Below are 22232 nucleotides of genomic sequence, written 5' to 3' on the forward strand. Positions count from 1 at the left end.
CAGCACCGCCGTGGTGGAGAACCACACCAGCGCGACCGCGGCGCCGGTGAACACGAAGGTCCACACGTACAGGATGATCACCGCGCGCCGGTGCGAGTGGCCCAGCGCCAGCATCCGGTGGTGCAGGTGCATCCGGTCCGGGTGGAACGGCGACTTCCCGGACCCCACCCGGCGGATCACGGCCAGCCCCATGTCGAGCAGCGGCAGCAGCAGCACCGCCAGCGGCAGCAGGATCGGCAGGAACGCCGGGAACGACTGCCGGGTGGAGGCGATCGCCGGGTCGATCTGCCCGGTCACCTGGATGCCCGCCGCGGCGATGACCAGGCCGATCAGCATGGAGCCGGAGTCGCCCATGAAGATCCGCGCCGGGTTGAAGTTGTGGGGCAGGAAGCCCAGGCACGCCCCGACCAGCAGCGCGACGACGAGGGTCGCGAGGTTCGAGTAGTCCCCCGGGCTCGCCTCGCGCGTGAGCTGGTAGGAGTACAGGAAGAACCCGGCGCCGCCGATCGCGATCAGCCCGGCGGCGAGCCCGTCCAGCCCGTCGACGAAGTTGACGGCGTTCATCGCGACGACGACCACCAGCACCGTCAGCCCGAGCCAGATCCGGTCCGAGCCGAGCACCACGCCGTCGATCGGGAGCTGGTAGAGCTGCACGCCCATGGACGCCATCACGAACGCGGCGAGCACCTGGCCCACCAGCTTCGTCATCCAGTCCAGGTCCCAGATGTCGTCGGCCACGCCCAGGGCGCACACGATCGTGGCGGCGGCGGCGATGCCGATGATCGGCTCCGGCCGGTCGAAGACGTCGCCGAGGAACGGCAGCTGGCTCGCCATCAGCAGGCCGACCATGATCCCGGCCCACATCGCCAGCCCGCCGAGGCGCGGCGTGGGGATGGAGTGCACGTCCCTGCTCCGCACGGCCGTGATCGCGCCCCAGCGGAGCGCGCACCACCGCGCCAGCGGCGTCAGCACGTACGTCGCCGCCGCGGCGATCAGCAGGAGCAGGAGGTACGCCCTCACCGGCCGGCGTCACCCGCCTGGACGGGGGCGACCTCGCGGAGGCGCTCCAGGGAGATGGCGCCCTGCCGGACGACGCGCAGCTCGTCGCCGGTGGCGTCCACGATCGTCGAGGCGACCTGGCCCGGGGTGCGGCCGCCGTCCAGGTAGGTCTGCACCCGGTCGCCGAGCTGCTCGTAGGCCTCGCCGACCTCGAGCGCCGACGGCTGGCCGGTGCGGTTCGCGCTGGACACCGCCATCGGGCCGGTGCGGCCGAGCAGCGCGAGCGCGACCGGGTGGTCGGGCACCCGCAGCGCGACCGTGCCGTGCGTCTCGCCCAGGTCCCAGGCGAGCGACGGCTGCGCGACCAGGATGATCGTCAGCCCGCCCGGCCAGAACGCCTCCGCGAGGTCGCGCGCCGCGGCCGGCACGCCCATCGCGAGGCCGTCCATCGTGCGCGCGTCCGGCATCAGCACCGGCGGCGGCATCTGGCGGCCGCGGCCCTTCGCGGCGAGCAGCGCGGCGACCGCCGCAGGCGTGAAGGCGTCGGCGCCGATCCCGTACACCGTGTCCGTCGGCAGCACGACGAGGCCGCCGCGGGAGACGGTGTGCACGGCGGCGTCGAGGGCGGGGCCCCAGGTCGCGGGGTCGGTGGCGTCCAGCACGGCGTCGGCAGTCACGGCTGCGAGTCTCCCACGCCCGGCTGGGCGTCCGGACGCGGCTCGCTGGCGGCGGGGGTGCCGGCGCGGCGGCGGGCCACGAGCATCCGGGGCCGGCCGGTCAGGTCCGGGCGGGACGCGACCGCCTCGAACGCGCCGGTCGCCTCCGCGGCCGCCCGGGCGGCGGCGTCCTGCACCTCGGCGTGCTCCATCACCAGCAGCCCGCCGGGCACCAGCAGCCGGGCCGCGGCGGCCAGCACCGCGCGCGGCACCTCCAGGCCGTCCACGCCGCCGCCGTACAGCGCGAGGTCGGGGTCGTGGTCGCGGACCTCCGGGTCGACGGGCACCGCGTCCGGCGGGATGTACGGCGGGTTCGACACGACGACGTCGACCGCGCCGTCGAGGTCCGCCAGCAGCGCCGCATCGCGGACGTCGCCGAGCTCCACCCGGACCCCCGCCGCGCCGACCCGCTCGCCGTTCGCGCGGGTCAGCGCCACGGCGGCCGGGGACGCGTCCACCGCGGCCACCCGCGCCTCGGGGACCTCGGTCGCCAGCGACAGGGCGATGCCGCCCGCGCCGCAGCACAGGTCCACGACGACCGGGGCCCGGCCCTCGGTGGCGAGGCGCGCGGCCTCGTCGATCCCGACCTGCGCGACCGTCTCCGTCTCCGGCCGGGGCACGAACACGCCGGGCTCGACGCGCAGGGTGAGGTAGCGGAACACCGTCGACCCGACGATGTGCTGCAGGGGCTCCCGGCGCCGGCGCCGGTCGACCAGCCCGGCGAACTCCTCGGTGAATCCGTCCGGCACCGGCGGGGCCAGCACGAGGTCGAGCCGCGGCAGGCCGAGCGCGTGCGCGGCGAGCGCGGTCGCGTCGTGCCGGGGCGACCCGACGCCGGCCTCGGCCAGCACGCGGGTGGCGGCCTCGACCAGGGCGCGCATGGTGGGCGCGCCGGGGGCCTGCGCGGGGGCGCCGGGCGCGCCCGGGGCGGTCACCGCTCCCCCGCGGCGGCCAGCCGGGCGGCCTCGTCGGCGTCGACCGCCGACTGCACGACCGGGCCCAGGTCGCCGTCGAGCACCGCGTCCAGGTTGTACGCCTTGTACCCGGTGCGGTGGTCGGCGATCCGGTTCTCCGGGTAGTTGTACGTCCGGATCCGCTCCGAGCGGTCCACCGTCCGCACCTGCGACCGCCGGGCCTCGCTCGCCGCGGCCGCCGCCTCCTCCTGGCGGGCCGCCAGCAGCCGGGCGCGCAGGACGCGCATGGCCTGCTCGCGGTTCTGCAGCTGCGACTTCTCGTTCTGCATCGACACCACGATGCCCGTCGGCAGGTGGGTGATCCGCACCGCCGAGTCGGTCGTGTTCACCGACTGCCCGCCGGGCCCCGACGACCGGTACACGTCGATCCGCAGGTCGTTCGGGTCGATCTCGACCTCGCCCTCGTCCTCCACCTCGGGGAAGACCAGCACGCCGGCCGCCGACGTGTGGATGCGGCCCTGCGACTCGGTGACCGGCACCCGCTGCACGCGGTGCACGCCGCCCTCGTACTTCAGGCTCGCCCAGACGCCGTCGGCCGGGTCGGTGACCGCGCCGCGCGCCTTGATCGCGACCTGCACGTCCTTGTACCCGCCCAGGTCGGACTCGGTCGACTCGAGCGTCTCGGCCTTCCACCCCCGGCGCTCGGCGTACCGCAGGTACATCCGCAGCAGGTCGCCGGCGAACAGCGCCGACTCCTCGCCGCCCTCCCCCGCCTTGATCTCCAGGATCACGTCGCGGGCGTCGTCCGGGTCGCGCGGCACCAGCACCCGGCGCAGCTTCTCCGCCGCCTGCTCCTCGGCCTCGGCCAGCGCCGGCAGCTCGGCGGCGAACGCGGCGTCGTCCTGCGCGAGCTCGCGGGCGTCCGCGAGGTCCTCCGCCGCCGCCCGCCACGCGCCGTGCGCCTGCGCGACCCGGCCGAGCTCGGCGTACCGCCGGCCGAGGGTGCGCGCCAGCGCCTGGTCGGCGTGCACCGCCGGGTCGGCGAGCTGCTGCTCGATCCGCGCGTGCTCGTCGAGCAGCGGGCGGGCGGCCGCGAACGGGTCGGTCATCGCGGGTTCTCCTGGGGGGTGGGCGCCGCGGCGCGTGGCGTCGCCGGTCGCCCGGCGGCCTGCGGGGGCGGCGGACCCGTCCCCTGACATGCGAAGACGCCGGTGCCCGGCGGTCCTCGGGGGACCGCCGCGCACCGGCGTCAGGACGGCTAGTTCGCCGAGCGCTTGCCGTAGCGCGCCTCGAACCGGGCCACGCGGCCACCGGTGTCGAGGATCTTCTGCTTGCCCGTGTAGAACGGGTGGCAGGCGCTGCAGACGTCGGCGCGGATCTCGCCGGAGGTCTCGGTGGAGCGCGTGGTGAACGTGTTGCCACAGGTGCAGGTCACCTGGGTCACCACGTACTCGGGGTGGATGTCGTTCTTCACAGGTGTTCTCCTCGGGTAGGGCCTCCGGGTCGTGCGCGCGAGCCGCGCACGTGAACCGCAGACCGACGGGACAGTCTGCCAGAACAGCGGGCGGGGCGGAAATCTTCCCCGGGGCGCGAGCCCGCCGGGGCCGACCCGGCGTCGGGGCCGATGAGCGCGCGACGCGCCCCGCTGACCCTGTCCGCACCTGGTCGCCGACGGGGTGCACGAGCCGTCCTGAGCCGCGCCCCTACGATGGCGCGCATGCTCCGCATCGGCCTGGTGATCGACGACGGCCTCGACAAGCCGGACGGGGTGCAGCAGATCGTGCTGACCCTCGGCCGCCGGCTCGCCGCCCTCGGCCACGAGGTGCACTACCTCACCTCCACGACCGCGCGCACCGACCTGCCGCACCTGCACGTGCTGGGGCGCACCGTCGCCGTGCGGTTCAACGGCAACCGGCTGCGCAGCCCGCTCCCCGCCCGGCGCGCGGACGTCCGCCGGCTGCTCGCCGAGGTCCCGTTCGACGTCCTGCACGTCACCATGCCGTACAGCCCGCTGCTCGCCGGGCGCGTCGTCTCCGCGGCCCCGCCGCGCACCGCCGTCGTCGGGCAGTTCGTCATCTACCCGCAGGACCGGCCGACCCGGTGGGGCATCCGGGCGCTCGGCCTGCTCGAACGGCGGCGGCTGCGGCGGTTCGACGCGATCAGCGCGCTGTCCGAGGCGGCACGGGAGTCGGTGCGCGAGGGCTTCGGGCGGGACGACGTGCCGGTCATGGGCGGGCCCGTGGAGCTGTCCGGCGGGACGGCGCCGGAGGCACCGGCGCGCGACGCAGCGGCGGCCGACGAGTCCGACCGCCCCGTGCGGATCGTGTTCCTCGGCCGGCTGGTCGAGCGCAAGGGCCCGCGCGAGCTGCTCGCCGCCGTCGCCGCGATGCCGGCCACCCGCCCGTGGACGCTCACCCTCGCCGGCCGGGGTCCGCTCCTGGAGGACCTGCGCGAGCGGGCCCGCGCCGCCGGGATCGCCGACCGGGTCGACTTCCCCGGCTTCGTCGCCGAGGAGGACAAGGCCGCCCTCCTCGCCGGGGCGGACGTCGTCGTCCTGCCGTCCACCGGCGGCGAGAGCTTCGGCATGTCCGTGGTCGAGGCCCTGGCCGACGCCGGCGGCGTCGTGCTCGCCGGCGACAACCCCGGCTACCGCACGCCGATGGCGGGCCTGGAGGACCAGCTCGTCGACCCCCGGGACACCGCGGCGTTCGCCCGCACCCTCGCCCGGTGGGTCGACGACCCGGCGGCACGCGCGGCGGCCCGAGCCCCGCAGCGCGCCGCGGCGCAGCGGTTCGAGGCCGGCGAGATCACGGCCACGACCCTCGCCTGGTACGAGGCGGCCATCGCCGCCCGCCGCGCGGGCGCCCGCGCCCCGCGCTGACCCGCGCGCACCCTCGCCCTCGCGCGCGCTCCCGCCGGGACGCACGACGGGGCGGCAACCCCGGGAGGGTGCCGCCCCGTCGTGGGTGGGTGCGTCAGACGATCGCGCGGGTCTGCGCCTCGTCGTGGTGGCCGTGGCCGTTCTGGGCCGGGGTCGTCTTCTGCACCTGGAGCAGGAACTCGACGTTGCTCTTGGTCTCGCGGAGCTTGCCGAGCAGCAGCTCGATCGCCTGCTGCTGGTCCAGCGCGCCCATGACCCGCCGGAGCTTCCAGATGATCTTGAGCTCGTCCGGGGCGATGAGGATCTCCTCGCGGCGGGTGCCGGACGCGTTGACGTCCACCGCCGGGAAGATCCGCTTGTCCGCGAGCGACCGGGAGAGCCGGAGCTCCATGTTCCCGGTGCCCTTGAACTCCTCGAAGATGACCTCGTCCATCTTGGAGCCGGTCTCCACCAGCGCCGAGGCGAGGATCGTCAGCGAGCCGCCGTGCTCGATGTTGCGCGCGGCGCCGAAGAACCGCTTCGGCGGGTAGAGCGCCGAGGCGTCCACGCCGCCGGACAGGATGCGCCCGGAGGCCGGGGCCGCCAGGTTGTACGCGCGGGACAGGCGGGTCAGCGAGTCCAGCAGCACCACCACGTCCTGGCCGAGCTCGACCAGGCGCTTGGCGCGCTCGATCGCGAGCTCCGCGACCATGGTGTGGTCCGAGGCGGGGCGGTCGAAGGTCGAGGCGATGACCTCGCCCTTCACGGTCCGCTCCATGTCCGTGACCTCCTCGGGGCGCTCGTCGACGAGCACGACCATGAGGTGGACCTCGGGGTTGTTCGCGGTGATCGCGTTGGCGATCTGCTGCATGATGATCGTCTTGCCGGCCTTCGGGGGCGCGACGATCAGGCCGCGCTGGCCCTTGCCGATCGGGGCGACGATGTCGATGACCCGCGGCGTGAGGTGGTTCGACTCGTTCTCGAGACGCAGCCGGTCCTGCGGGTACAGCGGGGTCAGCTTGGTGAACTCGGGGCGGGTGCGCGCCTGCTCCGGCGCCATCCCGTTGACCGTGTCGAGCCGCACGAGCGCGTTGGCCTTGTTCGGCCGGCCCGCGCCGCCCTGGCCCTGCTGCTCGCCCTCGCGGGGCGCGCGCACGGCGCCGGTGATGGCGTCGCCGCGGCGCAGGCCGGCCTTGCGGACCTGCGCGAGCGGCAGGTACACGTCGTTCGGGCCGGGCAGGTAGCCGCTGGTGCGGACGAAGGCGTAGGAGTCCAGCACGTCGAGGATGCCGGCGACCGGGACGAGGACGTCGTCCTCGGCGATCTCCACCTCCTCGTACGGCAGGTCGCCCACGCCGCCGCGCTGACCGCGGCCGCGCTTGCGGCCGTCGCGGTCGCGGTACCGGTCGCGCGAGCGCCGGCGGCGGCCGCCGCGCTCGTCGTCGTCCTGGCCCGGGTCCTGCGCGCCCTGCTCGGACGCCTGGCCGGGCTGGCGCTGCTGGTCCTGCTGCTGGCGCTGGCGCTGGCCGTCGGGCTGCTGGTCGCGGCGCTCGCCGCGCTCCGGACGGTCGCCCCGCTCGCCGCGGTCGCCGCCGGACGTCGGGCCCTCGGGCAGCGTCACGTCGACGGTGGGCGCGCCGGCGCCGCGGCCCGCGCGACGGGAGCGGCGCTCGCCGGTGACGGTGCCGACCGCGTCCGCCGCGCGCGCCGCGCGGTCGTCCGCCTGGTGCCGGGAGTCGAGCGAGCGCTCGACGGCCTCGAGGCCGGCCAGCACGTCGACGACGCGGCCGCGGCCCTCGGCCGGCGCGTCGGCGGCCGGGGCGGACGCCTCGGGCGCGGCGGCCTCGGCGCGCACGGACCGGCGACGCTGCCCGCGGGGCGCGGCGTCGGCGTCCGGGGTCGCGGCATGCTCGGCCGGGGCGGTGCTCGCGGCCGCGCCGGCGACCGGCGCGGTGGGCTCGGCGGCCGGCGCGGCGTCGGCCCGGCCCGCGTCCCGCGTCGCCGCGCGGCGCGTGCGGCCCGCGGGGCGCTCGCCGCCGCCGGCGCGCTTGGCCTGGATGGCGTCCACCAGGTCGCTCTTGCGCATCCGGGAGGTCCCGGTCACGCCGAGCTCGGCGGCCAGGGCCTGCAGCTCCGGCATGCGCATGGCGGAGACGGCGCCACCACGGGCGGAGCCGCCGGAGGCGCTGCTCACGGCCGGCTCGATGGTGTCTGTCACGAAGGACCCTTCCCCCTCGTCGGGGACCGCCGCCCACGGTCGGGGCGCGCGGTCCGCGTCCGGCCCTCAGTCGGGTCCGGCGCGTCGGTGAAGCCGCACGGGTCACGCCGATCGCGTCGACTCGCGTGGGCTGGATCGCTCCCGGGCTCGTCTCCTGAGCGACGCTGCACCGGAAAATGGCTGAGCGGATGTCAGGACGAGACCCGGGGAACGGCGCCAGCATAGCACCGGGGCGCGTCGATCAGGGCAGTCTCCGGGCCTGGGCACCGTCGGTGTCGATCGCCAGCGGCACGATCCGCCAGCCCCCCATCACCCCGCCGAAGACCTGCTGCAGCGCGGCGTCCGCGTCGGTGGGCCGGCCGCCGTCCGCGCCGGGCTCCCCGGCCGCGCGGGCGAGCACGAGCACGGTCGGCCCCGCGCCCGACACGACGGCCGCCACGTCCCGCGCGCGGAGCGCGTCGACGAGGGCCAGGCTCTCCGCCATCACGGGGCGCCGGTAGCCCTGGTGCAGCCGGTCCTCCGTCGCCGGCTGCAGCAGGTCCGGGCGGCGGCCGAGCGCCTCGACCAGCAGCGCCGCGCGACCCGCCTGGAACGCGGAGTCGCCGTGCGGCACCTGCGCCGGCAGCACGCCGCGCGCGTGCGAGGTCGACAGCCGGCTCGACGGCACCACCGCGACCGGCGCGACGTCCGGGTGCACGGCCAGCCGTGCCGCGCGCACGGCGTCGTCGCCCTCCGACCACGCCACCGTCGCGCCGCCCAGCAGCGCGGGCGCCGCGTTGTCCGGGTGGCCCTCCAGCTCCGTCGCCAGCCGCAGCACCACGTCGTCGTCCAGCGACTCCGGCTCGGCGACCAGCGCCCGCGCCGCGAGCAGCCCCGCGACCACCGCCCCCGCCGACGACCCGAGGCCCCGCCCGTGCGGGATCCGGTTCCGGCAGGTCAGGTGCAGCCCGGTCTGCGGCGCACCGACGTGGTCGAGCGCGTGCCGCAGGGCGCGGACGACCAGGTGGTCGTCGCCGGACGGCACCTCCTGCGCACCCTCCCCCACGACGTCCACGACCACGTCGGCCGCACCGAGCGCGCGCACCTCGACCTCGTCGTGCAGCGCCAGCGCGAGGCCCAGGGCGTCGAAGCCCGGGCCGAGGTTCGCGCTCGTCGCCGGGACGCGCACCCGCGCCCGGTCGGCTCCCAGTCGCACGGCGGGTCTCAGCCGAGGCCGAGCGCGGTGGCGATCTCGACCACGTCCGGGCGGACCCGGGTGGTCTCGACCTCCGTGCCGTCGGCCGTGCGGAGCGCCCACTGCGGGTCCTTCAGGCCGTGGCCGGTGACGGTCACGACGACGCGGGCCCCGGCGGGCACGCGACCCTCCTGGGCGAGGCGCAGGATCCCCGCGACGCCGGCGGCGGACGCCGGCTCGACGAACACGCCGACCTCCGCGGACAGCACGCGGTGCGCGTGCAGGATCTCGTCGTCCGTCACGGCCTCGATCAGCCCGCCCGACAGGTCGCGCGCGGCCTCGGCCTGCGTCCAGGACGCCGGGTTGCCGATCCGGATCGCCGTCGCGATCGTCTCGGGCTCGGTGATCGGGTAGCCGTGCACGATCGGGGCCGCACCGGCCGCCTGGAAGCCCCACATCGCCGGGGTGTGCGTGGCGACCGGGTCCAGGTCGGAGCCGGCGTCCAGGCCCGCGTACTCGCGGAAGCCCTTCCAGTACGCGGTGATGTTGCCGGCGTTGCCGACGGGCAGCGCGTGGATGTCGGGGGCGTCGCCGAGGGCGTCGACGATCTCGAACGCACCGGTCTTCTGGCCCTCGATGCGGTCCGGGTTCACCGAGTTCACCAGCTCGACCGGGTACGCCTCGGCGAGCTTGCGCGCGGCGACCAGGCAGTCGTCGAAGTTGCCGTCGACCTGGAGGAGCGTGGCGCCGTGCGCGACCGCCTGGCTGAGCTTGCCCATCGCGATCTTGCCGTCCGGCACCAGGACGGCGCACACCATGCCCGCGGCCGTGGCGTACGCGGCGGCCGAGGCGGAGGTGTTGCCGGTGGACGCGCAGACGACGGCCCTGGCGCCGCGCCCGGCGGCGGCGGACATCGCCGTCGTCATGCCGCGGTCCTTGAACGAGCCGGTCGGGTTCATCCCCTCGACCTTGACGAACACCTCGGCGCCGGTCAGCCGCGACAGCGCGGGCGCCTCGACGAGCGGCGTGCCGCCCTCGCCGAGGGTGACCACGCGCTGCTGGACGTGCGCGGGCAGGCGGTCGGCGTACTCGCGGATCACGCCGCGCCACTGGTGGGCCATCAGGCTCCCTCGACTCGCAGGACGGAGACGACCTCGCGGACGGAGCCGAGGTCGCGGATCGCGGCGACCGTCGCCGCGAGCGCGGCCTCCGGCGCCTCGTGCGTGGTGATGACCAGGCGGGCGACACCGGGTGCGTCGTCGCCGGCGCCGGTCGCGTCGGCGGGCGCGGCGTCGGCGGGTGACTGCCGCACGGCCTCGATCGACACGCCGTGCTCGGCGAGGACCGCCGAGACGTGCGCGAGCACGCCCGGCCGGTCGTCGACGTCGAGCCGCACCTGGTACCGCGTGCGCGCCGACTCGGCGGGCAGCACCGGCAGGGCCGCGTACCAGGACTCGGCCGGCCCGCGCCCGCCGTGCACCCGGTGCCGGGCGGCCGACACGACGTCGCCGAGCACGGCGCTCGCCGTCGGGGCGCCGCCCGCGCCGCGGCCGTAGAACATGAGCTCGCCGGCGGCCTCGGCCTCGACGAACACCGCGTTGAAGGCGCCGCGCACGCCCGCCAGCGGGTGGCTCAGCGGCACCAGCGCCGGGTGCACCCGCACCTGCACGCCCTCGGCGCCGTCCGCGGTCGCCCGGCGGTCCGCGATCGCCAGCAGCTTGATGACGTGGCCGGTGCGCGCGGCCCACGCCACGTCGTCCGCGGTCACCTGCATGATCCCCTGGCGGTCGACGTCGTCGATCGACACCCGGGTGTGGAACGCGAGCGACGCGAGGATCGCGGCCTTCGCGGCGGCGTCGAAGCCCTCGACGTCGGCGGTCGGGTCGGCCTCGGCGTAGCCCAGCGCCTGCGCCTCGGCCACGGCGTCCGCCAGGTCGAGGCCCTCGGTCGCCATGCGGTCCAGCACGTAGTTGGTCGTGCCGTTCACGATGCCGAGCACGCGGTGCACCCGGTCGCCCGTGAGCGACTCGCGCACGGGGCGCACCAGCGGGATCGCGCCGGCGACGGCGGCCTCGAAGTACAGGTCGACACCCGCGGCGTCGGCGGCCTGGTAGAGCGTCGGGCCGTCCTCGGCCAGCAGGGCCTTGTTGGCCGTGACCACCGCCGCGCCGTGCTCGATCGCGCGGAGGAGCAGCCCGCGCGCCGGCTCGATGCCGCCGACGACCTCGACGACGACGTCGGCCTTCGCGACCAGGCCCTCGGCGTCCGCGGTGAGCAGCGCCCGGTCGACCACCGGGTCGCGGGGCGCCTCGACGTCGCGCACGGCCACCCCGACGAGCTCCAGCGGCGCCCCGACCCGCGCGGCGAGGTCGGACGCCTGCGTCGTGAGCAGCCGGACGACCTCCGTGCCGACGACCCCGCAGCCGAGCAGCGCGACGCGCACCGCGGGGCGGGCGGTCGCGCCCGTGGCGGGCGAGGTGGGGCTGACGGACTCGTCGCGTGCGGTCACCGCGTGCACCTTCCGATCACGCCCGGTCTGCTCCGGGCCTGCTGGGGTGGGGTCCGGCGCAGCGGCGCCCGACCGGACCACAGGATAGGGGCGCGCCCTCGGCGGGCGGCCGGGTATCCACACCGTGGGCGTGGCGGCCCGCGACATCAACCGACGCCCGGCCACCTACCCAGCGCTGCCCGCGGGGACTGCGGGCAGGGCGGGCACGGCGGGGACTGCGGGCACGGCTCAGCCCAGGTCGAGCGCCAGCAGGTCGTCCTCGGTCTCGCGCCGCACCAGCACCCGCGTCGCCCCGTCGCGCACGGCGACCACGGGCGGCCGCGGCACGTGGTTGTAGTTCGAGGCCATCGACCGCCCGTAGGCCCCCGTCGCGGCGACCGCGAGCAGGTCGCCCGCCGCCACGTCGGCCGGCAGCTGCACCTCGTGCACGACGATGTCACCGCTCTCGCAGTGCTTGCCGACCACGCGCGCGAGCACCGTCTCGGCGGCACCCTCCCGGGACACGACGGCCGCGTGGTAGTGCGCGCCGTACAGGGCGGGCCGGATGTTGTCGCTCATCCCGCCGTCGACGGAGACGTACAGCCGCGACCGGCCCTCGTCGAGCGACACCGGCTTGACGGTGCCCACCGTGTACAGGGTCAGCGTCGTCGGTCCGACGATCGCCCGGCCCGGCTCGAACGACAGCCGCGGCAGCGGCGTGCCGAGCGCGGCGCAGGTCGCGTCGACCGCCGCGGCGATCTCCTTCGCGATCCGGTCGACGTCGAGCGGCACCTCGCCGGGCAGGTAGGCGATGCCGAACCCCCCGCCGAGGTCGACCTCCGGCACCAGGTACCCGGTGCGCGCGGCCAGGTCGGCCCGCAGCCCGAGCACCGACTGCGCCGCGACCGCGAACCCCGCCGGGTCGAGGATCTGGGAGCCGATGTGCGAGTGGATGCCGAGCAGCCGCAGCTCGGGGTGGCGCAGCACGAGCTGCAGCGCCGTGCGTGCCGGGCTGTCGCCGCCGTCGGCGGGCGTCGCGACCGACAGGCCGAACTTCTGGTCCTCGTGCGCGGTGGAGATGTACTCGTGGCCACCTGCGTGCACGCCGGTGGTGACCCGGACCATCACGGACGCCGGCTCGGCGCCGGCCCCGCGCGCCCGGACGGCCGCGGCCACCCGCTCGACCTCGCCGAGCGAGTCGACGATGATCCGCCCCACCCCGGCGTCGAGCGCCCGGGCGATCTCGGCGTCGGACTTGTTGTTCCCGTGCAGGCCGAGGTCCGCGCCCGGCACGCCGGCCCGCAGCGCGACGGCGAGCTCGCCGCCGGTCGAGGTGTCGACCCGCAGGCCCTCCTCGTGCGCCCAGCGGGCGACGGCGACGGACAGGAACGCCTTGCCGGCGTAGTACACGTCCACGCCGGCGCCCACCTCGGCGAAGGCGGACTCGAACGCGGTCCGCAGCGCCCGGGCGCGCGCCCGGAAGTCGGCCTCGTCCAGCACGTACGCCGGCGTGCCCTGCTCGGCGGCGAGGTCGCGCAGGTCCACCCCCGCGACGCGCACGGCCCCGTCGGCGCCCCGGCCCGCGGAGGCGGGCCAGGGCAGGCCGAGCGGGGCCGGCGCGGCGGACGGGCCGCCGGTCACATGCGCTCCGGCGCGCTCACGCCCAGCATCGCCAGGCCGTTCGCGAGCACCTGGCGGGTGGCGTCGTTCAGCCACAGGCGGGTGCGGTGCACGTCGGACACGTCCTCGTCGCCGAACGGCAGCACGCGGCGCTGGTCGTACCACTTGTGGTACGCCCCGGCGAGCTCCTCCAGGTACCGGGCGACGCGGTGCGGCTCGCGCAGCTCCGCGGCCTGCGCGACGATCCGCGGCAGCTCGGCGATCTTGCCGAGCAGCACCGACTCGGTCGCGTGGTCCAGCAGCGACGCGTCGAAGCCGTCCTCGCGGCGCACGCCGGCGTCGGCGGCGTTGCGGGCCACCGAGCAGGTGCGGGCGTGCGCGTACTGCACGTAGTAGACCGGGTTCTCGTTCGTCGCCCGCGTGAGCAGGTCGAGGTCCAGGTCGATCGAGGAGTCGGCCGACGACCGCGCCAGCGAGTAGCGCGCCGCGTCCACGCCGACGGCCTCGACCAGGTCCTCGAGCGTGACGACCGTGCCGGCGCGCTTGCTCATCCGCACCGGCTGGCCGTCCTTCACCAGGTTGACCATCTGCCCGATGAGGATCTCGAGGTTGACCCCCGGGGTGTCGCCGAACGCGGCGCACATCGCCATCATCCGGCCGATGTACCCGTGGTGGTCCGCACCGAGCATGATGATGACGCGGTCGAAGCCGCGCTCGCGCTTGTCCAGGTAGTACGCCAGGTCGCCCGCGATGTACGCGGCGTCCCCGTCGGACTTGATGATCACCCGGTCCTTGTCGTCGCCGAAGTCCGTGGTGCGCAGCCAGGTGGCGCCGTCCGCCTCGAAGATGTGCCCGTTCTCGCGCAGCCGGGCCACGGCGCGGTCGACCGCGCCGGTCTCGTGCAGCGTGTCCTCGTGGAAGTAGACGTCGAAGTCGACGCCGAACTCGTGCAGCGACTGCTTGATCTCGCCGAACATGAGGTCGACGCCCCGCGCGCGGAACGCCTCCTGCGCCTCGGCGTCGGGCAGCGTGCGGGGGTCGGGCTCCCCGGCGGCGAGCGCCTGGGCGATCACGGCGTCGGCGATGTCGGCGATGTACTGGCCGCCGTAGCCGTCCTCCGGCGCCTCCTCGCCCTTCGCGCGGGCGAGCAGCGAGCGGGCGAACCGGTCGATCTGCGCGCCGTGGTCGTTGAAGTAGTACTCCCGGCCGACCCGGGCGCCGGACGCCTCGAGCACGCGGGCCAGGCTGTCGCCGACGGCGGCCCAGCGCACGCCGCCGATGTGGATCGGGCCCGTCGGGTTCGCGGAGACGAACTCGAGGTTGATCGACTCGCCGGCCAGCGTCGCGTTGCGGCCGTAGGCGGCGCCGGCGTCGACGACGGAGCGCGCGAGCTCGCCCGCGGCGGCCGCGTCGAGCGTGATGTTGAGGAAGCCGGGGCCGGCGACGTCGACCTTCGCCACACCCGGCGCGTCCGCGAGGCGGCGCGCGAGCTCGTCGGCGAAGGCGCGCGGGTTCGTGCCCGCCTTCTTCGCCAGCTGCAGCGCCACGTTGGTCGCCCAGTCGCCGTGCTCCCGCTGGCGGGGTCGCTCCACGTGCACGGTGGCGGGCAGGTCGGCGGCGTCCAGGGCGAAGGTCCCGTCGGCGACGGCACCCGCGAGGGCGGCGCGCAGGGACTCGGAGAGCTCAGCGGGGGTCACCGGACAAGCGTAGCGACGCGCCGGGGCTGCCCCGCACCGCGCGTCAGGCCGCCGCCGCCCGCGGGCCCCAGGTGTCCTCCAGCATGACCGGCCGGCACGCCACGGTCGCCGCGCCCAGCAACACGACCAGCGTCCCCAGCAGGAACAGCAGCGCGACCGTCCACGTCCCCGTGGCGTCGTACAGCGCGCCGACCAGCAGCGGCCCGGTCCCCGCGATCGCGTACCCGACCCCCTGCGTGAACCCGGACAGCGACGCCGCCCCCGCCGAGGTGCGGGTGCGCAGGTTGATCAGCGCCAGCAGCACCGGGAACGCGCCCGGCCCGATCCCGCCGAGCAGCACCCACAGCCACACCGGCCCGCCCGGCGCCACGAGCAGCCCGACGTACGACACCGCCCAGCAGGTCACGAACACGACCACGAGCCCGATCGGGTTCCGCATCCGGGACGCGGCGATCGGCGCGATCAGCGCGGGCGGCAGGCCGAGGATCGCGAACACCGACAGCCACACCCCGGCCGCGTGCGGCGACGTCCCGCCGTCGACCAGGATCTGCGGCAGCCAGGCGAACATCACGTACGAGTCGAGCGAGTTCATCGCGAACGTGATCGCCATGCCCCACGCGAGCGGGCTGCGCCACACCCGGCCGCCCGACCGGTGCCGTGACGTCAGCGCGGGCGTCGTCGCCGGCGCCCGGCGCAGCAGGCCGGACAGGTGCGCCCGCGCCGCCGCGGACCGGACGATCACCACGACCCACGGCACCGCCGCCAGCACGCCGACGACCGCCCACACCGACAGCGCCGTCCGCCAGCCCAGCCGCTCGGCGACCGGCAGCGCCAGCAGCGCCGGCAGCGCCGTGCTGAACGACATCGTCACCGAGTAGATCGACGTCACCACGCCGATCCGGTCCGGGAAGTACCGCTTCACGACGGGCGGCAGCAGGACGTTGCCCATCCCCATGCCGGCGAGCGCGATCACCGACCAGCCGAGGAACCCCGCCGCGGACGTCGACGTGGACCGCACGACCTCGCCCGAGACCGACAGCAGCATCGCCGCGACCAGCAGCGGCTCCAGCCCGACCCGGCGCGCCAGCACCGGCGTGAGCGAGCCGAACGCCGCGAACGACGCCACCGGGATCGTGCCGAGCAGGCCCGCCTCGGTCGGCGACAGCGCCACGTCCGCGCGCACCAGGTCGAGGATCGGCGACACGGAGGCGACCGCGATCCGCAGGTTCAGCGCGACCAGCACCACCCCGAGCAGCACCACGCGGCGACCGCGCCAGGGCGCGGCGGGTCCGGCGGACGGGGCGGTGGACGACATGCGGCCTCGGTTCTGCACGGGAGACTGCGCGCGTCGGCGGGCGCTGGCGGACGGGTGCCCCGGTCGTGTTGAATCGCGGCACAACTGACCAGGGAGACTACCCCGCATGACGCGACGCACCGGACTCATCGACGCGACGGTGGCGCAGCTCCGAGCGCGCATCACCTCGGGCGACTGGCCGGTCGGCACCCGCATCCCCCCGGAGCCCGCGCTGGTCGAGCTGCTCGGCGTCGGCCGCAACACCGTCCGCGAGGCCGTGCAGTCGCTCGTGCACGCCGGCCTCGTCGAGCGTCGGCAGGGCTCGGGCACCTACGTGCTGTCCACCTCCGAGCTCGCCGTCAGCATGGGCCGCCAGATCGCCGACGCCCGGCAGCGGGACGTCATCGAGGTCCGGCGCAGCCTCGAGGTCGAGGCCGCCCGCCTCGCCGCCCGCCGCCGCACCACCACCGACGTCGCGACCATCACCGGCCTGCGCGACCAGCGCGCCGAGGCCTACCGGTCGGGCGCCCTCGACCGGATGGTCGCCGCCGACCTGGCGCTGCACCGCGCGATCGCCCGCGCCGCGCGCAACCCCGTGCTGCTGTCGCTCTACGAGAACCTGATCGACGCGATCACGGACAACATCCGGTTCAACTTCGCGCAGGTCCTGCAGGACGGCGACAACCACGACGGGCTCGTCGAGGCCATCGCGGCCGGCGACGACGCGCGCGCGGTGGCGGAGACCAGCGTCTACCTCTCCGGGCTGCTCGGGGAGGACTGAGAGCCTGGTAGTCTCGTGCACCGCGCCGCTCGATCGCGGGTGGCGCGACGCGGTACCCCGCCCTCGTAGCTCAGTGGATAGAGCGTCTGCCTCCGGAGCAGAAGGTCGTAGGTTCGAATCCTATCGAGGGCACCAGCACGCAGGCCCGGCCCCCTCGGGGACCGGGCCTCCGTCGTCCCCGGGCCGGGCGGCCGGGTCAGCCGTCCGCCGGGAACCGGATCCCCGCCGCCAGCCGCGCCGCCGTCTGCACCCGGCTGACCGCGACGCTGCGGTCGAGCCAGCCGGAGGCCGCGGCCCGGTCGTCCTCCTCGACGGCCCGGACGAACGCCCGGAACTCCGTCACGAGCCGGTCCCCCGCCAGGCCGTCGTCCACCGTCTCCACCGTCCCGTCGGCCAGCTCGAGCGTCACCGCCCCGACCACGTTCGGCGACGACGACGTCGTGATCCGGCCGGCGGTGCCCTGGATCAGCCCGCCCTGCGGCCCCGCGGAGTCCTTCGCCTGCGTGCAGGTCGCGACGAACCCCGGGTAGCGCAGGACCAGCACACCGCTGGTGTCGACGCCCCGCTCGACGTTGGCCGTGTACGCGGCCTGCTCCGGCTCGCCGAACAGGCCGAGCACGAAGTGCAGGTTGTAGAGCCCCAGGTCCATCAGCGCGCCGCCCGACTGCTCCGGGTCGAACGCCGGGGGCACCTCCCCCGCCCGGAACGCGTCGTAGCGCCGCGAGTACTGGCTGTACTGGCTCTGCACCAGCTTCACGTCGCCGATGCGCGGCAGCCACGCCCGCACCCGGGCGAACGCGGCCAGGTGGATCGTCGTGACCGCCTCGAACAGGAACCGACCGCGCTCCTCGGCGAGCCGGCGCAGCGCCACCGCCTCGTCGACGGTGCTCGTCATGGGCTTCTCGACGACGACGTGCAGGCCGCGCTCCAGGCCCTCGCGGGCGTAGGCGACGTGTGCGGCGTTCGGCACCGCGACGTACAGGGTGTCGATCCCGGCGGCGCAGAGCTCGTCCAGGCTGTCCGTCACGAGCGGCACGCCCGTGCGCACGGCGAGCTCCCGGGCGCGGTCGAGCGACCGCGGCCGCGCGAGCAGCCCCGCGACCTCCAGGCCCGGGACGCGCGGCGCCGCGCGCTCCAGGAACTCCGCCACCATGGCACCCGCACCGACGACCCCGAGACGCATCACCCGGAGATCATCCCCCGGGCCCGGGGGCGGTCCGGACGGGCCCCGGGTCAGCGCGGGGCGCGCGGGAGCGACCGCGTCGCCGGCTCCGCGAACTCCAGGGTGATCCGCAGGTGCCGCAGCTCCCGCTGGTCGAGCACCCGCCCGGCGCCCTCGTAGTGGATCGACTCGCCGTCGATCAGCTCCAGCCGGGCCATCGGCGCGTCGACCAGCAGCGTCTCCGTCGTCGCGTCCTCCACGCGCAGGCTCCCCCCGGTGCCTTCGATGCGGACCGTGTGGCCGCGCAGGTCGACCGCGCGCAGCAGGGCGCGGCTCCCGCCGTCGCGCAGCAGGATCCGGGTCGGTCGCAGCACAGGGAGTCCTTCCGGGAGGGCGATGCCGGCGGACGCGCAGGGGAAGCGCATGCCGACCGTCCTCCCGATCGGCCACCACCAGGGCATTCGTGAGGAGTTGCCCCACCTGCTCGACCGGGCGCTGTGGTCGGGACCGGCGCCCGGTCGCGCCGGCCGTGGCGGTGCCGACCAGCCGCGCGCCCGTAGGCTGCCGGGGCGGCGCCGCACCGGTCGCCGACCGCACCGCTCCCGGAGGACCCGCACCCGTGCCCCCCGCCTACGCCGCGACGAAGCGCGCCAGCTACGCCGCCTACGTCGTCCAGGCGATCGTGAACAACCTGGCCCCGCTGCTCTTCGTCGTCTTCCACACGCGGCTCGACATCCCGGTCGCCCAGCTCGGCGCCCTCGCCGCCCTCAACTTCGGCGTCCAGCTGCTCACCGACCTCGCCGTCATGCGCGTCGTCGACCGGGTGGGCTACCGCGTGCCGCTCGTGCTCGCGCACGTGCTCGCCGCCCTCGGCCTCGTCCTGCTCGCCGTCCTGCCGCTCGTCACCCCGGACCCGTTCGCCGGGCTGTGCGCGGCCGTCGTCGTGTACGCCGTCGGCGGCGGGCTGCTCGAGGTCCTCGTCAGCCCCGTCGTCGAGCACCTGCCCACGCCGACCGAGTCCAAGGCCGCCGGCATGGCCCTGCTGCACTCGTTCTACTGCTGGGGACAGCTCGCCGTCGTCGTCGGCACCACCGCCCTGCTCGCCGTCCTCGGCGAGCGGCTCTGGCCCGTGCTGCCCGTCCTGTGGGCGGTCGTCCCGCTCGTCAACCTGGTCGCGTTCCTCCGCGTGCCCCTGCCCGACACCGTCGCCGAGGAGGACCGGACGCCGCTGCGCTCGCTGCTGGGCACCCCGCTGTTCCTCGCCGCGCTCGTGCTCATGATGACCGGCGGCGCCGCCGAGCTGACCATGGCCCAGTGGTCGTCGTTCTTCGCCGAGCAGGGCACCGGCGTGAGCAAGCAGGTCGGCGACCTGCTCGGGCCGGGCCTGTTCGCGCTGCTCATGGGCGCGGGGCGGTTCGCCTACGGCATCTGGGGGCGACGGGTCTCGCTGCGGGTCCTGCTCATGGTGTCGTCGGCCGGCGCCGGCGTCTGCTACGTCGTGGCCGCGACCGTCGCCGTCCCCGCCGTCAGCCTGCTCGCCTGCGCCCTGTGCGGCCTGTGCGTCGCCCTGCTCTGGCCCGGCACCTTCTCCCTCACCGCCGCGCGGTTCCCGATGGGCGGCGCGGCCATGTTCGCCCTGCTCGCGCTCGCCGGTGACGCCGGGGGCACCCTCGGCCCGTGGGCCGCGGGCGCCGCTGCCGGGGCGGCCGACGGGTGGCTCGCGCCGGTCGCCGCCGCGCTGCCCGGCGACGGCGGCACCGGGCTGCGGCCCGCGCTGCTGCTGTGCGCGGCGATCCCGGTGGCGTTCTGCCTGACCGTCGTGCGGTTCCGGGCCGCGCGGCCGGCGGTGGAGCCGGTCGCGGCCTGACGTCGGCCCGGCGCAGTCGGCTCGCGAGGCGACCTCCCGGCCCGTCCGGGCGAGGCCGTCCGGGTGATCCGGGATCGTTCGACCACGCCGCGCCGCCGACCACGGGCACACTCGCGCAGGAGCGGTGCCCGCCGCCGAGCAGGAGGAGGACCCGTGACCGGTGCCGCCGCCCCGCCGACCCTGACGCTGGAGTGGCGCCCCGAGCGGGCCGAGCTCGCCGAGGCGCTCCGGGCGCTGATGCGGCTGCGCCGCGGACGGCGGACCGCGGCCCTCCTCGTCGGCGGCCTGGGTGTCGCCGCCGGGGTCTGGGCCCTGGGGCAGCCCGTCCTCTCGTGGCTGCCGGTCGTCGCCGTCACGGCGGCGCTCGTCCTGCTCCCGGTGCACCGTCTCGCGGCGCGCCTGGCCTGGCGGCGGGATCCCCGACAGCACGTCCGGCACACCGCCCGGGTCGCGCCCGGCTCCGGCGTCACCCTGACGATCGGCGACGTCTCCTCGACGTTCCGGTGGTCCGCGTTCACGGGTGTCCTCGAGACCGAGCACCTGTACCTCCTCACCCTGCCGCGGGGCCGGCGCACGTCCGTCCTCCCCCTCCCCCGACGTGCCGCCGAGCCCGACGACGCCCGGGCGCTGCGCGCCGTCCTCACCGCCGAGCTCGGCGAGCCCGTCCGCGTGCGCTGAGCCGGACCGCTCGCGTGGCCGGGACCGGCCGCCCGTGACAGGGTGCCGACGTGACCCCCTCCGCCGCGGCCACGCCCGCGACACCGCCGAGCGCCGCGCCCGGTGCCGCCGCGGCCGCCGGACGCGGACCGTGGGACATCGGCTCGCCGGCGAGGTTGCTCGCGGCCGCGCTGGTCTGCGGCGCCGCCGTCCTGATCTTCGCCGTGCACCTCCGGCCCCTCGGCTACGTCCCCCTCCTCGCGGGCGTCGCGCTCGGCCTCGTCGTCGACCGCGCGTTCGGCCGCGACCTCGCCCTCATCGGCACCGGCATGGCCATCGTCTCCGCCATCTCGCTGAAGGCCGACCTGTCCGACGCCGGCATGGCGCGGTTCACCGTCGCCCTGTCCCTCGCCGTCCTCGTCCCGTGGGTGCTCTCGCGGTACCTGTTCCGGCAGCGGACGATCCGGTTCCCCGTCGCCACCGGGCGACGCTGGGCCCGCTGGCAGTGGATCTACCTCGGCGCCGTCGTCGTGATCGGGTACCTGGTCCTGCCCTTCTACTTCATCGGCTCCGGCGCCTACCGGAACTGGCCCGACCTCGACGGCGGCCAGGACATCGCGCGCCTGTTCGTCGGCGTCAACGCGGTGGGCATCTGGGACGAGCTGTTCTTCATCTGCACCGTCTTCGCGCTCTTGCGGCAGCACCTCGGGCTGTGGACCGCGAACGTCCTGCAGTCCGTGGTCTTCGTGTCGTTCCTGTGGGAGCTCGGCTACCGCGAGTGGGGGCCGCTGCTCACCGCGCCCTTCGCCCTCGTGCAGGGGTGGATCTTCGCGCGCAGCACGTCCCTGTCGTACGTCGTCGCCGTGCACCTGCTGTTCGACCTCGTGGTGTTCGGCGTCCTCGTGCACGCGCACCACCCGGAGCTGGCCGACGTCTTCCTCACCGCCCCGGACTGACCGCGGGCGCGCCCGCCGGGGCGCTGCAGGCCACGCGGACGACGGCACCGGGCGGGCGCCCGCCCGGCCGGCGGGCACCGACTCCTCCACAGGCCAGGTCGCGTGCACGGTCCCCAGGCTGGGGCCTGTGGTCCGGGGTGGTGTCGGTGGTGGCCGGTAGCGTTCTTGCATGGCTGACCTGCAGGAACACCCCGGAGGCGACACGCTCGCCGACCCGGTGCTGCCGGTCTACGGGCCTGACGGGACGTGCCTGACCGACTACGGCCCGGACCCGGTGGTGGCGTTCGGCGGGTCGCCCAGGACGGGCGAGCAACGGGAGGTCGAGGCGATCGCCGCCTGCCCACCCGGGCCGGTGCTGGACGCCTGGTTGCGCGAGTTAGACCTCACGGTTCTCGCCCCGGCGATCCTCGTGGAGGTGGTCGCGGCGCGGGCGCGGATGGAGGCCCACCAGCACGCCGCGATGCTCGACGCCGTCGCCGAACTGGCCAACCGGCCGGAGATGAGCCCGCAGTGGTCACCGCTGGCCGGTGCCCCACCCACCCAGGGGTGCGTCGCCGGGGACGAACTCGCCATGCGCCTCGGGTGGTCGCTGATGACCGCGAACAAGGCCGTGCACCGGGCACTGACCCTCGACGGGATGCTCGCCGCCACCCGCCAGGCGCTGGAGGTCGGGCACATCGACGCCGGCAAGGCCGAGGTGTTGGCCGCCGGGCTGATCGACCTGCCCTACGAGGCCGCGCACGCCGTGGAGGACGCGGTCCTGCCCGACGCCGCCCAGTGCTCCCGCCGGCAGCTCGAGCAACGCGTCGCCCGCGAGGTCCGGATCGCC

At 75.9% G+C, this 22232-nt stretch carries 19 protein-coding genes, 1 tRNA gene and 1 pseudogene; 7 read left to right on the forward strand and 14 right to left on the reverse strand.

Features of this window, described 5'->3' with window-relative positions; translation table 11 throughout:
• The 5 genes from MHY85_RS13440 to rpmE form a co-directional block, all read right to left on the reverse strand.
• The coding region (locus MHY85_RS13440) for an MraY family glycosyltransferase (RefSeq protein ID WP_239197086.1) at positions 1-1020 on the reverse strand (1020 nt) is incomplete at its 3' end.
• Positions 1017-1676 (reverse strand): L-threonylcarbamoyladenylate synthase, encoded by a 660-nt coding sequence (locus tag MHY85_RS13445; protein ID WP_239197088.1) that lies wholly within the window; start codon positions 1674-1676, stop codon positions 1017-1019. The genes MHY85_RS13440 and MHY85_RS13445, both read right to left, overlap by 4 nt.
• Positions 1673-2596: a peptide chain release factor N(5)-glutamine methyltransferase gene (prmC, locus tag MHY85_RS13450; protein ID WP_239197116.1), complete on the reverse strand. Its 924-nt coding sequence runs from the start codon at positions 2594-2596 to the stop codon at positions 1673-1675. Before prmC ends, MHY85_RS13445 begins: the two co-directional genes overlap by 4 nt.
• Positions 2597-2646: 50 nt before the next feature.
• The gene (gene prfA / locus MHY85_RS13455; protein WP_239197090.1) at positions 2647-3738 is read right to left on the reverse strand and encodes a peptide chain release factor 1; all 1092 of its coding nucleotides are present in this window, start codon (positions 3736-3738) and stop codon (positions 2647-2649) included.
• Between the two features lie 149 nt (positions 3739-3887).
• Positions 3888-4103 carry a 50S ribosomal protein L31 gene (gene rpmE / locus MHY85_RS13460; RefSeq protein ID WP_239197092.1) on the reverse strand — a complete coding sequence of 72 codons (216 nt, stop codon included), beginning with the start codon at positions 4101-4103 and terminating at the stop codon, positions 3888-3890.
• A gap of 243 nt (positions 4104-4346) precedes the next feature.
• Here rpmE and MHY85_RS13465 point away from each other — a divergent pair, with 243 nt between their 5' ends.
• On the forward strand, positions 4347-5510 hold the full coding sequence (locus MHY85_RS13465) for a glycosyltransferase family 4 protein (RefSeq protein WP_239197094.1): 1164 nt from the start codon (positions 4347-4349) through the stop codon (positions 5508-5510).
• 94 nt (positions 5511-5604) lie between these two features.
• Here the strand turns inward: MHY85_RS13465 and rho are convergent, their stop codons facing one another.
• The 7 genes from rho to MHY85_RS13500 form a co-directional block, all read right to left on the reverse strand.
• Positions 5605-7707 (reverse strand): transcription termination factor Rho, encoded by a 2103-nt coding sequence (gene rho / locus MHY85_RS13470; RefSeq protein ID WP_239197096.1) that lies wholly within the window; start codon positions 7705-7707, stop codon positions 5605-5607.
• Positions 7708-7948: 241 nt separating this feature from the next.
• The gene (thrB, locus tag MHY85_RS13475) at positions 7949-8902 is read right to left on the reverse strand and encodes a homoserine kinase (protein WP_239197098.1); all 954 of its coding nucleotides are present in this window, start codon (positions 8900-8902) and stop codon (positions 7949-7951) included.
• An 8-nt stretch (positions 8903-8910) separates the two neighbouring features.
• Entirely contained in the window at positions 8911-10002 is a 1092-nt protein-coding gene (gene thrC / locus MHY85_RS13480; protein WP_239197100.1) for a threonine synthase, read from the reverse strand.
• Positions 10002-11324, reverse strand: a complete 1323-nt coding sequence (locus MHY85_RS13485; RefSeq protein WP_239197118.1) for a homoserine dehydrogenase — start codon at positions 11322-11324, stop codon at positions 10002-10004. The genes thrC and MHY85_RS13485 overlap by 1 nt, the downstream gene beginning before the upstream one ends.
• Positions 11325-11618: 294 nt before the next feature.
• Positions 11619-13010 carry a diaminopimelate decarboxylase gene (gene lysA / locus MHY85_RS13490; RefSeq protein WP_239197102.1) on the reverse strand — a complete coding sequence of 464 codons (1392 nt, stop codon included), beginning with the start codon at positions 13008-13010 and terminating at the stop codon, positions 11619-11621.
• The gene (gene argS / locus MHY85_RS13495; RefSeq protein WP_239197104.1) at positions 13007-14686 is read right to left on the reverse strand and encodes an arginine--tRNA ligase; all 1680 of its coding nucleotides are present in this window, start codon (positions 14684-14686) and stop codon (positions 13007-13009) included. The genes lysA and argS overlap by 4 nt, the downstream gene beginning before the upstream one ends.
• Before the next feature lie 43 nt (positions 14687-14729).
• Positions 14730-16001 carry an MFS transporter gene (locus tag MHY85_RS13500; RefSeq protein WP_239197106.1) on the reverse strand — a complete coding sequence of 424 codons (1272 nt, stop codon included), beginning with the start codon at positions 15999-16001 and terminating at the stop codon, positions 14730-14732.
• A 106-nt stretch (positions 16002-16107) separates the two neighbouring features.
• On the opposite strand from MHY85_RS13500, the gene MHY85_RS13505 reads away from it, so the two are divergent.
• Together MHY85_RS13505 and MHY85_RS13510 are read left to right on the forward strand one after the other, a co-directional pair.
• Positions 16108-16761: a FadR/GntR family transcriptional regulator gene (locus tag MHY85_RS13505; protein WP_239197108.1), complete on the forward strand. Its 654-nt coding sequence runs from the start codon at positions 16108-16110 to the stop codon at positions 16759-16761.
• A gap of 59 nt (positions 16762-16820) precedes the next feature.
• Positions 16821-16896, forward strand: a tRNA-Arg gene (locus MHY85_RS13510).
• A 61-nt stretch (positions 16897-16957) separates the two neighbouring features.
• On the opposite strand, the gene MHY85_RS13515 is transcribed toward MHY85_RS13510, so the two are convergent.
• Positions 16958-17944 carry a Gfo/Idh/MocA family protein gene (locus MHY85_RS13515; RefSeq protein ID WP_239197120.1) on the reverse strand — a complete coding sequence of 329 codons (987 nt, stop codon included), beginning with the start codon at positions 17942-17944 and terminating at the stop codon, positions 16958-16960.
• Positions 17945-17994: 50 nt separating this feature from the next.
• Positions 17995-18297: a hypothetical protein gene (locus tag MHY85_RS13520; protein ID WP_239197110.1), complete on the reverse strand. Its 303-nt coding sequence runs from the start codon at positions 18295-18297 to the stop codon at positions 17995-17997.
• A 245-nt stretch (positions 18298-18542) separates the two neighbouring features.
• Between MHY85_RS13520 and MHY85_RS13525 the strand changes: the two genes are divergently transcribed.
• The 4 genes and pseudogenes from MHY85_RS13525 to MHY85_RS13540 all read left to right on the forward strand — a co-directional run.
• Complete coding sequence (locus MHY85_RS13525; RefSeq protein ID WP_239197112.1) at positions 18543-19790, forward strand: sugar MFS transporter; 1248 nt, start codon at positions 18543-18545, stop codon at positions 19788-19790.
• A 153-nt stretch (positions 19791-19943) separates the two neighbouring features.
• The gene (locus tag MHY85_RS13530; RefSeq protein WP_239197114.1) at positions 19944-20468 is read left to right on the forward strand and encodes a YcxB family protein; all 525 of its coding nucleotides are present in this window, start codon (positions 19944-19946) and stop codon (positions 20466-20468) included.
• 50 nt (positions 20469-20518) lie between these two features.
• Positions 20519-21403: a type II CAAX prenyl endopeptidase Rce1 family protein gene (locus MHY85_RS13535; RefSeq protein WP_374233651.1), complete on the forward strand. Its 885-nt coding sequence runs from the start codon at positions 20519-20521 to the stop codon at positions 21401-21403.
• Positions 21404-21572: 169 nt separating this feature from the next.
• Positions 21573-22232, forward strand: a pseudogene (locus MHY85_RS13540) (hypothetical protein); the annotation flags it as partial.

The organism is Cellulomonas sp. ACRRI (assembly GCF_022346185.1).
In the GTDB taxonomy this organism is placed as follows: domain Bacteria; phylum Actinomycetota; class Actinomycetes; order Actinomycetales; family Cellulomonadaceae; genus Cellulomonas.